General features: G+C 30.9%; 9 protein-coding genes and 3 rRNA genes. All 12 read left to right on the forward strand.

Features of this window, described 5'->3' with window-relative positions; all coding sequences use genetic code 4:
- Positions 1–14 precede the first annotated feature (14 nt).
- The 12 genes from EXC57_RS00580 to rpmF all read left to right on the forward strand — a co-directional run bounded on the left by EXC57_RS00580 (position 15) and on the right by rpmF (position 14,435).
- Positions 15–2,627 carry a V-type ATP synthase subunit I domain-containing protein gene (locus EXC57_RS00580; RefSeq protein ID WP_004025184.1) on the forward strand — a complete coding sequence of 871 codons (2,613 nt, stop codon included), beginning with the start codon at positions 15–17 and terminating at the stop codon, positions 2,625–2,627.
- A gap of 24 nt (positions 2,628–2,651) precedes the next feature.
- Positions 2,652–5,162: a hypothetical protein gene (locus EXC57_RS05135; RefSeq protein ID WP_004025183.1), complete on the forward strand. Its 2,511-nt coding sequence runs from the start codon at positions 2,652–2,654 to the stop codon at positions 5,160–5,162.
- Between the two features lie 107 nt (positions 5,163–5,269).
- Positions 5,270–5,836, forward strand: coding sequence for an elongation factor P (gene efp / locus EXC57_RS00585; protein ID WP_004025182.1), 567 nt, complete (start codon positions 5,270–5,272; stop codon positions 5,834–5,836).
- A 3-nt stretch (positions 5,837–5,839) separates the two neighbouring features.
- Positions 5,840–6,124, forward strand: coding sequence for a hypothetical protein (locus EXC57_RS00590; protein WP_004025181.1), 285 nt, complete (start codon positions 5,840–5,842; stop codon positions 6,122–6,124).
- Complete coding sequence (locus tag EXC57_RS00595; RefSeq protein WP_004025180.1) at positions 6,114–6,515, forward strand: transcription antitermination protein NusB; 402 nt, start codon at positions 6,114–6,116, stop codon at positions 6,513–6,515. The genes EXC57_RS00590 and EXC57_RS00595 overlap by 11 nt, the downstream gene beginning before the upstream one ends.
- Complete coding sequence (locus EXC57_RS00600) at positions 6,515–7,219, forward strand: RsmE family RNA methyltransferase (protein ID WP_129692511.1); 705 nt, start codon at positions 6,515–6,517, stop codon at positions 7,217–7,219. Before EXC57_RS00595 ends, EXC57_RS00600 begins: the two co-directional genes overlap by 1 nt.
- Positions 7,206–7,760, forward strand: coding sequence for a hypothetical protein (locus EXC57_RS00605; protein WP_004025178.1), 555 nt, complete (start codon positions 7,206–7,208; stop codon positions 7,758–7,760). Before EXC57_RS00600 ends, EXC57_RS00605 begins: the two co-directional genes overlap by 14 nt.
- A gap of 10 nt (positions 7,761–7,770) precedes the next feature.
- Positions 7,771–9,087 (forward strand): tRNA (N(6)-L-threonylcarbamoyladenosine(37)-C(2))-methylthiotransferase MtaB, encoded by a 1,317-nt coding sequence (gene mtaB, locus EXC57_RS00610; protein WP_051790351.1) that lies wholly within the window; start codon positions 7,771–7,773, stop codon positions 9,085–9,087.
- A 308-nt stretch (positions 9,088–9,395) separates the two neighbouring features.
- Positions 9,396–10,909, forward strand: a 16S ribosomal RNA gene (locus tag EXC57_RS00615).
- A 220-nt stretch (positions 10,910–11,129) separates the two neighbouring features.
- Positions 11,130–14,010, forward strand: a 23S ribosomal RNA gene (locus EXC57_RS00620).
- Positions 14,011–14,082: 72 nt separating this feature from the next.
- Positions 14,083–14,187, forward strand: a 5S ribosomal RNA gene (gene rrf / locus EXC57_RS00625).
- The 16S, 23S and 5S rRNA genes sit together here, the layout of an rRNA operon.
- 68 nt (positions 14,188–14,255) lie before the next feature.
- Positions 14,256–14,435 (forward strand): 50S ribosomal protein L32, encoded by a 180-nt coding sequence (gene rpmF / locus EXC57_RS00630; RefSeq protein ID WP_004025175.1) that lies wholly within the window; start codon positions 14,256–14,258, stop codon positions 14,433–14,435.
- Positions 14,436–14,489: the final 54 nt, after the last annotated feature.

Consider the following 14,489-nt stretch of genomic DNA (forward strand, 5'->3'; position numbering starts at 1 on the left):
AGAAAGGTATTAATATGTCAACTAATAAAAAATGAGAAACTGAAAATATTATTGATTTCATTGATGATGTTCAGTTTTGTGATCATAATAGCGAAATTGAAACTAATGTTTTAATTAGAGAAGAAGCTCAATATTTAGCTAAAAATTTAATTAATAAGAAAAATCTTAAAGATCTTTCAAAAAAAATGAAAGATTCTGATAATGAATTAGTCAATTCTAAAGATATAGAAAACTTAAATTTAAACTTAGATACTAATAATTATTTATTATCTAAAATTGAAGATAAATTAAATAATTATAAAAATTTTGGTTTTGAAAAAGATATATATGATGTAAATGATGATCAAGAATCATCAAACATTTCTAATGATTCTTCTCAAAATGATGATCAGTTAAATGACATAAAAAATACTCTAATTCAAAACAATCTAAATTTGGAAAAAACTTTTTCTTCTTTTGAAAACTTTATGAATAATGCTTTAGAAAAAATGGATTCAATTCTTAATAAGAAAAGCAGTCAAAATTACAGTGAACCAATTTTTGTTGAAGAACATTCAACTAAACTAGATGGTGTTGAAGAAATAAAATGAGATGAATGTATTGGTGAAGAATTTGAAACTAGCAACAATGATGAGAGACTTGAATCTTTGAATTCATTAATAAATGAACAATCAAATTTTGCAAGCAAACAAGAAGAGCTTGCAAGACAATTGGATGTATTAAAAGATAATATTGAACATTTAAATAACATTAATGAATTACAATATGGTACTTTAAGTGAAAAGCATTCTCTTGATATTCATGAACTTCAAAATGAAATGAATTTATTTAGAAACAAGTTTGAAAATTTAAATTTAGAAATTAATAAAATTTATTCGATTTGAACAGAAAACAATTCATTATTAAACAATTTAGAAAAACTACTAATTGAATTAAATGGTAAAAATGATGAATTATTAATTGATAGAGAAGTTTATATTGAAGAACTACATAATAAAACAATTGATAATGAAAAATATATCAATGAACTTTTAATTCAAAATGAGGATTTAAAACATCAATTTTCTAATTTCTCAAAACAAATTGATAACATATCAGAATTTAAGGATAGTTTATTAGATTCAGTAGATGAAAAAATTTCTAAAAACAATTCTTTAATTGATGAACAACTTAAACAAGAATTTAATAGTCTAAGAGAAGAAATGAAAGACATTTCTATTCAAACAGTTGAATCAGAACTTAGCAAAAGAAATTTATTACATTTAGAAAATATTCTTAAACAAGAAAAAATTGTTGACACTGTTTTATCAAGTGAAGTATTTAACTTTGCTTTAGAAAGTAAATTAAATAATATTTTAAGTAATGATCAAAACAATGTTTTAATGAAAAACATTCACAATGGTTTTGATTTATATAAAAATCAAATCATCGACCAAATTACTGAATCTGACAGAATAAGAAATATCATTTCAATAGAAGCTAATAATTTAGTAAATCTTTTAAAAACTGATGTTACAGAAAAAATCAATGATACAAAAGAATATATGTATCAAAAGAATTTTGCTCTAAATGAAAGAATTGTTGACCTAGAACATAAGATAAATAATATTAGTCTTGATGAAAAAGAAATTTATGACATGATATCTTCTTCAGAAGAAATTGAAAACATTATAAATGACAAGTTAATTTTTATAATTAATGAAAAGCTAAATACTATCCAAGATGATATTTCATTTATAAATAGAAAACTTGAAGAAGATCTTAAAGAATATGTGGACAACAATTTAAAAAACAGAGTTGTTTCTGAAGTTGTTAATTCAGATAAAATGAGACATATCAAAAATGAAACTTTACAATCTGTTTACTCTGAATTATTAAAAAGAGATGAAAAAATATCTCTTCATGGTGAAGAAATATTAAAGAATTATGAAACTTTACTTGAAAACAACAGAATTCTTGAAAACTTAGAAAAGCTTGTAATTAAACAAGTGGAAGAGGTTGATGGGTTCAGAAAAGATAAAGAAGATTCTATAGATTTAATTATGGAAAAAATTAGTGATCAAAAAGCTAATATTATCGATTTACAAAACAAAATTCAAGATGTTATTAGTGGTGAACACTTAATTGGTAATAAATCTATTGATGGTGTTGAAGGAATAGATAAAGATATCTATGAAAACATCAAATTAATGACTCTTAATTTAGTAAAAGAAGAAATTAAAAAACTTAATCTAATTAATAAAGATGATGCTTCAAAAGTTGAACCAATTTTTGCAAACCAAAATGATGAACCAGAATCTGACTTCTTTAAAAATAGAATCCAAGATATTTTAAGTAAACTAAATCAAAGCTATGAACCATTAGATGTAAAAAAAGATTTAGTAGATCTAAATATTAAAATGGATGATCTAAAAAAAGAAAGTGATGACTCAAACGCTAATGATGATTTTTCTTGATTTTATGAACAAGAACTAAAAAATCATAAAGAAGAAAAAAATATAGCTAAACAAATTGGCGAAAAAGATAATGAGATAAAATTTTCATACGAAAACATCGATTATGAAGAATTAAGAAATAGCACAGAAAATGATTATATAAATCACAACGATTTCAATAGAAGAAAGTAATGCTTTAAAAAGTGGGAGTGGGAAATGAACAATAATAAAAATCTTGATATGATTTTTGATTTTGATAAGTCTGATAGAATTGAAGAACTTAAATCTAATCCAGAATTTCAAAAGTTGCCTTATAATCAACAAGTAATATTACTAACTGGTGAAAAACTTCTAGAAATCGATGCGAAAATTAGAAATCAAACATCTCAAATAAATAACTTTTTCAAACAATTTAATAATTCATTAACTGATACAAATCCTAATGGAATTATTTCTGATGAATTAATAAGAAGTCTTGTTAGAGAAGAAGCTACAAAACTTCTTGAAGAAAATATGAATTCAGCAACTGTAATTGATGAAGACAAAATAGCAAAAATTGTTCAAGAAAAATATAATGAAGAACTTTATAATCTTGAAGATAAATTTGAAAATGTTACACAAGAAACAATTAGAAATTTTGACGAATCAATTAGTGATGCTTTAGAAAAAGTTGAAAACCTTTCTCAATTTGAAATTAAAGCTAGAGAAGAAATTCAAAAAAGCCAAGACATGATTTATCTTTTAGAAGAAGAGCTTGCAAGACAAAAAGAAGAAAATGAATTATTGAAAAGTCAAATAGATGAAAGATTTAGTCAAATAGAAGAAGCTAATTTAAATGGTAGATCTGATATATTAAATTATGAATATCACGATGTAAGGTTTGAAACATTTGAAGACCTTGAATCTTTCATAAAACAAGAAGCTCAAAAAATAGCTAAGAAAGAAGTAGAAGATTATATTCATGACTACTATCTATTTTCAGATGATAGAAAAGACAAAGTTATTGAAAAACTTTTTGAAGAAAACCAATTAAAAGATTCTGAAGTTTCAAAAGTTTACCAAATTCAAATTGATAACAACAAAAAACTTGATGATCTTGAACTATTATTAGAACAACAAAATAGACAAATTAGATCACTTGATGAAGATAGACAAAATTTAATTCTTACTTTAGAACAAGTATTTAAAGAAAAAGATGTCGACATTAAAAAAGTATTAGATACAAAACCTTTTGATTCAATAGATAACTCTAATATTTATAAAGAAATTGATGTTCTTGATGATGGTAGTGATAGTGGTTCAAAAACTTATCATGTTAATACAGGTAATATTTTGAACAAAGATGAAATTGAAATTCTTGTAAGAAAAGAAGCTATTGAATTAATTAAAAATAAAATTAGTTTACTTGAATCAGAAAAAGATAGAGTTTTAACTGACGAAAGTGTTGAAGATAAACTTAGAGAAATCGAAAATATTTCACATAGTGAAAATGAAATAATTAAACAGCTTGAAGAAACAAATATTAGAATAAAAGAATTAGAAGATCAATTAAAAAAACAAATTGAAGAAAACATAAATCTTAAAAATGATTTATTTGATGAAATATCTAGAAATAATGGTTCAGAAAATATTAATTTAAATTTAGAAAATAATGATAATATAAATAATGATATAGAATCGCTTAATATTTATTCAGAAGAGAGTGAAGAGGATATGAAACACAATTATTACAATGGGGCTTTTCCAATTCCAGGTACTAAAATAACTAGAATCAACAATTATAAAGTTAGCAATGACCTTGATGATTCTTCTTTTGAAGATTCACACAAAGTTATTAGAGAAGATGCAGAAAGAATTTCTACTGTAAATGAAGTTGAAACAATTAAACCAGTGGAAACAACAGCATGACAAGAAAATAGCCAAAAAATTCTTGACCTTGAAAATGTTATTTTAAAACAAGAACAAGAAATTAAAAGATTAAGAGATGAAAAAACACAAGAACAATCTGTTGATGGTATGTCAAGAGAAGCTCTTGAAGTTTTAGTTAAAAAAGAAGCTTTAAAAATAGTTAATGAAGAAATTAATCAAAATAAAAAATCTGTTGGTAACCAAGTTTTAACTGAAATTGATGATGCAATAAAAACAACTTTAAGAAAATTACAAGAACTAAGTTCTATGCAACAAAAAACAATTGATGACATAGAAATGACTAACAAGAAAATTCATGATATTGAATCACAATTAAAATATACAGATTCTGGTAAATCATCTGAAATTGAAGAAGAATTAGCAAGAGTTGAATTAGAAAAATTAATTCAAGAAAAATATAAAATTAACAATCAGTATAAAGAAGCTAATTATGCTGATGAAATTAGAAAAATTGAAGAAGAAAGAAGAAAAATAGAAGAAACTCTTGAGTTAGAAAGAATAAGACTTTTAACTGAAATTGAAAACAATAGAAGACAAATGCAAGAACTTTCTGAACAACAAAAACAAGAGGAAAATGTGTTTCAACCACAACCACAAGTAATTATTCCTCAACCAGTTAATGTTGTTGAACCAGCTCCAGTAGTTGTTGAAGAACCTAAACCAGTTGTTGAAACTAAAAAAGAACCAGAACCTGCAATAATTCTTGAAGCACCTAAAAAGAAAAGAAAACAACAAGTTTTCTATGAAATTAAAATCCACTCTACTCCAAAACTAACAAGAGCAGATCTTGAAAAATAATTTATTTGACAAACCAAATAGGTTTGTCTTTTTTTATTGTTTAATTGATTTTTGATTATAAAATTTATACAATTATAAATAGTATTGTATTTAGAGGGAAATTTATAATGGCTCAAATTATTCATGCAAAAGATCTAAGACCAGGACATACATTTTTATTCAAAAATAATTTGTATTTAGTAATTGAAAACTCATTTAACAAAACTGCTATGAGAGAAGGAATAGTTAAATGTAAAGTTAAAAACTTAAGAACACAATCTATAACTATTGAAGTGCTTACAGGAGAAAAATTAGAACAAGCACCTGTAATGAAATCAAAAGCTACATTTTCTTATATGGACAAATCTAACTTTGTTTTTTTAGATAGTGAAACTTTTGAACAAATTGAAATTCCTATGAATAAACTTGAATGAGAAAAAAACTTCATTGTAGAAGGAAGTGAAGTTAATGTATTAAAGTTTAATGATGAAATATTAAGCATTGATTTACCAGAACAAGTTGCTTTAGGTGTTAAATATGCTGAAGAAGCTGTTCAAGGTAATACTGTTCAAACTGCAATGAAAAAAGCAACTTTGGAAACTGATTATGAATTAGATGTACCTCAATTCATAAAAACTGGGGAAAGAATAGTTGTTAAAACAGCTGATGGAACATATGTAGGAAGGGAAAAATAGTTTATGATAAAGGTTAATTCTAATAAATTTGGTGGAATCTTTGTTGAAGAAAATTTATTAAAAAATTCTTTTCTAGATGTTTTAAAAAGCTATGTTAAAGGTGAATATGTTAAAAACATTGATTTTGAAGTAAAGAGAAATGTTTTGAAGTATATTAACATTCACTTTTCAAAAAGTACTGAAATTTCAAAAAAAGAAGAATTAAACATGTACAATCAGTTACTTTTTTTATTAAATACTAAATTTCAAATAAGTAATAAGCCTATATCTTTTATTTATGAAAACTAATAATTTATCTCAATGGGAAAAAAGAGTTGCAGTCTTTAAATTTGTTTATTCAGTTTTGATTTCAGATCTTTCAAAAGAAGAAACTATTAAAAAGTTTGAACTTGAGTTAAAAAATACAATTAATGATGAATACATCAACACTATAACTTTATATTTTATTGAGAATAGAAGTTTTTTAGAACAAACCCTAGAAAAACACATATTAAAAAATTGGACAATTGATAGAGTTGATTTTATTGATAAGTCAATTATTTATGCTTCGATTTCTGAGTTTAAATCATGTAATGTAAACAAAGGAATAATTATAGATCAAGCAGTAATTACAGCTAAAAAATATGGAATAGAAAATTCATATAAATTTGTAAATTATATTTTGGATAAGGTTTTGTAGTGCAAAAATTTAGGGTTATAAATAAAAATAATAAAATCATTTTTGATAAAAATGATGAATACCATATTACTAAAGTTTTAAGAAAAAAAATTAATGACACCATTGAATGTTATGACAACAATGGTAGTTTTTTAATTACTCAAATATCAAGCATAAATCCATTAAGGGTAACTATCAAACAGGAAACAAAAATTGAAATTGAACCATATCCTATTACAGCATATATAGGTTTAATAAAGAAAAATAATTTTGAATTAATTGTTGAAAAGCTTAATGAATTAAATATTTCAAAAATAGTACCAGTTGTTTTTTCTAGAAGCCAAAACAACATATATTTAGACTATAAAAGGCTTAATCGGATTGTTGTTGAATCATGTAAACAAAGTAATAGAGTAAATCCCTTAATAATTGAAAACCAAATTAAATTTGATGAATTACTAGAAAAAATAAAAGGTTCTACTACTTTTTTATGTTCTGAAAAAGAAACATCAAAAAACATTAATAATTATGATTTAAAGATTAAAAATGGTGATATTATAAATTTTATAATTGGCTGTGAAGGTGGTTTCACTATTGACGAACTAAATCAACTAAATAGTTTGACATTGCCAATAACCTTAACAAAAACAATTTTAAGAAGTGAAACAGCAGCCATATATACAGCATCAATATTAATAGAAAGGCTAAAGTATGAAAGAAACTAAATTTGAAAATATTTTTTTTACTCTAGCTTGAATTTTATTTATTATTGGCATAATTGTATCATCAATACTTATGATAAATTTTTCTAAGCTTACATCAGGTTCTGGTGAATCAAATTGAATGAGTCCATTATTTATGCTTCCGATTGGTATTTCAACTGTGTTGTGTGATGTTCTTTTGTTTGTTTACTTATTTTTCAAAAGAAAATATTTTGTTTTAATAAAAATGCATGTTCAAAAGAAATGGATGTATTTAACATATGTAGCTGTAGCTGTTTTAGTATTTAATCAAGTAGTTGTCATTATAATGGGAATCTGTGCTTATTTTTTGAATTTAAGAGCAATAGAAAATTATTACATGTATGTCTTAATTGCAATATCGATGTTAATTAATATGGTTGCTGTTATTCTTAATACTATTTCTAAATTTATGATAAAAGTTGACATTACTATCAAAAGAAGAGGACAAGAATTTAATGATGATCAAATTACTAAAATAATTAAAGAGCAAACTGAAAAAACAATAGATCATACTAAAAAATAGGAGAAAGATTGTGAATAATGATACAAAAATTAATACATTCGCTATTCATACATTAGGTTGTAAAGTTAATCTTTTTGAATCTAACTCCATTAAAAATGATTTGATTATGAACGGGCTAGTTGAGGTTCCTTTTGATTCAAAAGCTGATGTTTATATTATTAATACTTGTACTGTAACAAATAAAGCAGACGCCAAATCTAGACTATATATAAAAAGAGCACATGTACAAAATAAAGACGCAATAATTATTGTTGCAGGATGTATGTCTCAAGTTAATAAAGACTTAATGGACAAACTTAAAATTTCAATCCAAATTGGTAATAAATATAAAAATAGTGTTTTTGATTTAATTAATGAATATCTTAAAAAAAGAGAAAGAATTTATCGGGTTGAAAACATACTTGCTGAGAAAAAATTTGAACAAACAACACAAGATTTTATTTTCCTTGAAAATACAAGGGCTTTTATAAAAATCCAAGATGGATGTAACTTTATGTGTTCTTATTGTATTATTCCCTTTTCAAGAGGAAGACAAAGATCACAAAAAATGGAAAGTATTCTAGAAAAGATTAAAACATTAGTTTCAAAAAATTTTAAAGAAATTGTTTTAACTGGTGTTAACACTGCAGGTTATTTAGATGAAAACAATAACACTTTTTTTGATCTTTTAAACAATATAAATAAATTAGATGGTGATTTTAGAGTAAGAATATCTTCTTTAGAACCATTTCAAATAAATGATGAAATAATAGATCTTGTTACATCAAATAAAAAAAGGTTTTGCCAACATTGACACATATGTTTACAATCTGGTAGTGATGATGTTTTGAAAAAAATGAACAGAAAATACACAACTGATGAGTTTTACAAGTTGATGCAAAAAATTTTAAATAAATCACCATTAACAAATTTCACAACTGATTATATTGTTGGTTTTCCAACAGAAACAGATGAAGACCAAAAAAAATCTATTGATTTTTTAAACAAAATAAAATTATATGATATGCATATTTTTCCATACTCTAAAAGAAATAATACAAGATCATCTCATTATAAAGATATTAATGACTCAACAAAAAAAGATAGAGTTAAAGAAATAACAAAATTAAACTATTTGAATAAAAAAGAAAATTTAAAAAAATATATTGGTAAAACATGTGAAGTTCTTTTTGAAAAGAAAAAAGAAGATGAAAAAATGTGAAGCGGATATAGCAATGAATATTGTAGAGTAATGGTTGAATCAGGTGATAATTTAGAAAATAAAATGCTAAAAGTTAGAATTAAAAAAATCTTTTTTGACTCTTTAGTTGGTGAAATAATTGATTAAAACAATAGTTGGTTTCCAATTATTGTTTTTTATTTTTAATAAAATGTTGTAAAAAAATAGGAATTATGATATTATATTAATTGTCTATAATTACATGCTAAGAATTTTTGATAAATTCTTGTTAATCTTTGAAACAATTCTAAATAAAATTAACAAAAAATAATTTTGTTTATGAATTTTTAAAAAAGTATGTATAATTATATTGTTTGTGTTATTTAACAATAAATAATTTGTTTAATAAAAATAGTGCAAACAATGTGTTTAAGACACAGACAGAATGTTCTTTGAAAACTAAATAGAATCCGTCAATTTTTGAGAGTTTGATCCTGGCTCAGGATTAACGCTAGCGGGATGCCTAATACATGCAAGTCGAACGGGGTGCTTGCACCCAGTGGCGAACGGGTGAGTAACACGTATCCAACATACCTATTAGTGGGGGATAACTGGATGAAAATCTAGCTAATACCGCATAGGACATTGTTATCGCATGAGAGAATGTTTAAAGTTGCGTTTGCAACGCTTTTAGATTGGGGTGCGGTGTATTAGATAGTTGGTGAGGTAACGGCTCACCAAGTCAATGATGCATAGCTGTGCTGAGAGGCAGAACAGCCACAATGGGACTGAGACACGGCCCATACTTCTACGGAAGGCAGCAGTAGGGAATTTTTCACAATGGGCGAAAGCCTGATGGAGCAATCCCGCGTGGATGATGAAGGTCTTATATAGATTGTAAAATCCTTTTATTGGAGACGAACGGCAGGAAGAGGAAATGCTTTCTGTGTGACGGTATCCTTTGAATAAGTATCGGCTAACTATGTGCCAGCAGCCGCGGTAATACATAGGATGCAAGCGTTATTCGGATTTACTGGGCGTAAAGAGAGCGCGGGCGGATCTGCAAGTCTGGTGTGAAATACAACTGCTTAACGGTTGTATGCATTGGAAACTGCAAATCTAGAGTGTAGTAGAGAGTTTTGGAACTCCATGTGGAGCGGTGGAATGCGTAGATATATGGAAGAACACCAGTGGCGAAGGCGAAAACTTGGGCTATTACTGACGCTTATGCTCGAAAGTGTGGGGAGCAAATAGGATTAGATACCCTAGTAGTCCACACCGTAAACGATGGTAATTAAATGTTGGCATGGAATATGTCGGCGTTGCAGTTAACACATTAAATTACCCGCCTGGGTAGTACATTCGCAAGAATGAAACTCAAACGGAATTGACGGGGACCCGCACAAGTGGTGGAGCATGTTGCTTAATTCGACAATACACGTAAAACCTTACCTGGGTTTGACATCCTTTGCAAAGCTATAGAGATATAGTGGAGGTTAACAGAGTGACAGGTGGTGCATGGTTGTCGTCAGCTCGTGTCGTGAGATGTTGGGTTAAGTCCCGCAACGAGCGCAACCCTTATTGTTAGTTACTTTATCTAGCGAGACTGCCAGCGCAAGCTGGAGGAAGGTGGGGATGACGTCAAATCATCATGCCCCTTATATCCAGGGCCGCAAACGTGCTACAATGGTCGGTACAAACTGTCGCAAACCAGTAATGGGAAGCCAATCAGAGAAAGCCGATCTCAGTTCGGATTGAGGGCTGCAATTCGCCCTCATGAAGTTGGAATCACTAGTAATCGCGAATCAGCCATGTCGCGGTGAATACGTTCTCGGGTCTTGTACACACCGCCCGTCAAACTATGAGAGCTGGTAATACCTAAAACCGTTAAGATAACCTCGTGAGTCTTGCGTCTAGGGTAGGACTGGTGATTGGAGTTAAGTCGTAACAAGGTACCCCTACGGGAATGTGGGGGTGGATCACCTCCTTTCTAACGGAGTTAATTAAATTTTTAATTAACACTATTTAAATTAGTGTACTTTATATAAAAATCCAGTTATTACTTAAAACCCAAATGAATTTTAATTGTAATAACAGGTCGGATTCTATTTAGTTTTGAGAGATATATTCTCTCATGATAGTTCTTTGAAAACTGAATATTATAACAATCTTTTTAGTCTAATCATATTGAAAAATATAATAAGGATACATAATAAGTTACTAAGGGCTTATGGTGGATGCCTTGGGACTGGAAGGCGATGAAGGACGTGCTAATCTGCGATAAGCTACGGGTAGCTGATAAGAGGCGTTTATCCGTAGATGTCCGAATGGGGGAACCTAAATAATAGTGATATTATTTATCATTAACTGAATAAATAGGTTAATGAAGCTATACCTAGTGAAGTGAAACATCTCAGTAACTAGAGGAAAAGAAAACGAATGTGATTCCGTAAGTAGTGGCGAGCGAAAGCGGAACAGGCCAAACCGGATTAATTTCCGGGGTTGTAGGACTACAATGTGGACTTAGAAAGGATAGCAGAATTGGTTGGGAAGCCAAATCATAGAGGGTGACAATCCCGTATGCGAAATCTTTTTTATACCTAGTAGTATCCTGAGTACGGCGGGACACGTGGAATCCTGTCGGAATCTGCCCAGACCATTGGGTAAGCCTAAATACTAACCAGTCACCGATAGCGCATAGTACCGTGAGGGAAAGGTGAAAAGAACCCAGGGATGGGAGTGAAATAGAATCTGAAACCATATGCCTACGACGTGTCAGAGCACATTAATGTGTGATGGCGTGCGTTTTGAAGTATGAGCCGGCGAGTTATTGTTGCATGCAAGGTTAAGTTGTAGAGGCGGAGCCGAAGGGAAACCGAGTCTTAATAGGGCGTTTAGTATGTAGCAATAGACCCGAAACGGGATGATCTAGCCATGGGCAGGTTGAAGTTTGGGTAACACCAAATGGAGGACCGAACCGACGTTCGTTGAAACGACCGCGGATGACCTGTGGCTAGGGGTGAAATTCCAATCGAATTCCGTGATAGCTGGTTCTCGCCGAAATAATTTTAGGATTAGCGTTGGATCATGATTGTATGAAGGTAAAGCACTGAATGTATGATGGCGTCACCTCGATGTACTGAATACAATTAAACTCTGAATGTCATGCAATTTAATCCAGCAGTCAGACTGTGGGGGATAAGCTTCATAGTCGCGAGGGAAAAAGCCCAGATCGTTAGCTAAGGTCCCCAAATTATGCTAAGTGGAAAAGGATGTTAAGATACTTAAACAGCAAGGATGTTGGCTTAGAAGCAGCCATCGTTTAAAGAGTGCGTAACAGCTCACTTGTCGAGTGTCTTTGCGCCAAAGATTCAACGGGGCTAAGCATAATACCGAAGCTACGGGCTACATTGTAGCGGTAGGCGAGTGTTCTATATGGGATGAAGGTAGATCGTGAGAACTACTGGACTTTATAGAAGTAAGAATGCCGGCATGAGTAACGTATGGAAGTGAGAATCTTCCAAGCCGTATTGACCAAGGTTTCCAGGACTAGGTTCGTCCATCCTGGGTTAGTCGGTCCTAAGGCGAGGCCGAAAGGCGTAGTCGATGGCAAACAGGTTAATATTCCTGTACCGATACATGAATGATGGAGTGACGGAGAAGGTTATTGCAGCCCGGTTATCGGATTCCGGGTTAAGTGTCAAGTCTTGCAAGTTGGCAAATCCGCTTGCTATAATGGTGAGGCACGAATACGAGTGAACCCGCAAGGTAGTAGCGAAGCTGCATATATCATGCTTCCAAGAAAAGCTTCTAGTTTATCATTGTATCGACCGTACCGAGAACGAACACACGTGGTCAAGGAGAGTATCCTAAGGCTAGCGAGTTAACTATTGTTAAGGAACTCTGCAAATTAATCCCGTAAGTTCGCGAGAAGGGATGCTCATTAATTTGAGCCGCAGTGAAGAGCGAGGGGGAACTGTTTAACAAAAACACAGCTCTATGCTAAATCGTAAGATGATGTATATGGGGTGACACCTGCCCAGTGCCGGAAGGTTAAGGAAGGATGTTAGGAGCAATCTGAAGCATTTGACCGAAGCCCTGGTGAACGGCGGCCGTAACTATAACGGTCCTAAGGTAGCGAAATGCCTTGTCGGGTAAATTCCGTCCCGCTTGAATGGTGTAATCATCTCTTGACTGTCTCGACAATAGACTCGGTGAAATTCCGGCGAGGGTGAAGACGCCCTCTAGGCGCGATTGGACAAAAAGACCCCATGAAGCTTTACTGTAGCTTAATATTGGGACGCTTTAATTCATTTAGAGAATAGGTGGGAGATTTTGAAGTAGATTCGCTAGGATCTATGGAGTCGCCAGTGGAATACCACCATTGTATTAAGGTTTCTCTAACTTACTCCCGTGAATCCGGTTGAAGGACAGTGTTAGGTGGGCAGTTTGACTGGGGCGGTCGCCTCCCAAAAGGTAACGGAGGCGCGCAATGGTACACTCAACATGGTTGGAAATCATGTGCAGAGCGTAATGGTATAAGTGTGCTTGACTGTGAGACTGATAGGTCGAACAGGTAGGAAACTAGGTCATAGTGATCCGGTGGTTCGGTATGGAACGGCCATCGCTCAACAGATAAAAGCTACTCTGGGGATAACAGGCTGATACTGCCCAAGAGTTCATATCGACGGCAGTGTTTGGCACCTCGATGTCGACTCATCTCATCCTGGAGCTGAAGCAGGTTCCAAGGGTTCGGCTGTTCGCCGATTAAAGAGATACGTGAGTTGGGTTCAAACCGTCGTGAGACAGGTTGGTTTTTATCTGTCGTGCCCGTAAGAAGATTGAGAAGAGCTGCTCTTAGTACGAGAGGACCGGAGTGGAGATACCTCTAGTGTTCCAGTTGTCACGCCAGTGGCACAGCTGGGTAGCTACGTATCGAACAGATAAACGCTGAAAGCATCTAAGCGTGAAGCTGACTTCAAGATTAATCTTCTATTAGAATCGTTGAAGACTACGACGTTGATAGGTTAGAAGTGTAAGCATGGTGACATGTTCAGCTGACTAATACTAATAATTCGAAAACTTATTTGTATTTAAAGAAAATGACGTTATTACTAGATTGTTAATTTACATAATATTCAGTTCTCAGAGAACTATCAAAGATGCAGTGTTAATATTGCAGTGGAAACACCTGTTCCCATTCCGAACACAGAAGTTAAGCACTGTGAAGCCGAAGGTAGTGAAAGCAAGAATAGGAAGATGCTGCTCTAAAAATACCCATCTAATTGGGTATTTTTAGTTTATAATGATAATAATTATCACAAAGGAACCAATTTATGGCAGTACAACAAAGAAGAGTAACACATTCAAGAAAAGGAATGAGAAGAAGTCATCATCATTTAGAAGAGGCTACTTTAACTTCTTGTAAAAAATGTGGGAAAAAAATAATACCGCATAGAGTTTGTAAATCATGTGGTAATTATAACAACAGAAAAGTATTAGATATTGAAAGCTAGTACAAACAAGATAATGTTTAGTTATCTTGTTTTTTTATTGTAGAATTATAAAGA

The sequence above is a fragment of the Malacoplasma iowae genome (genome assembly GCF_900660615.1).
Taxonomy (GTDB): Bacteria; Bacillota_I; Bacilli_A; order Mycoplasmatales; family Mycoplasmoidaceae; genus Malacoplasma; species Malacoplasma iowae.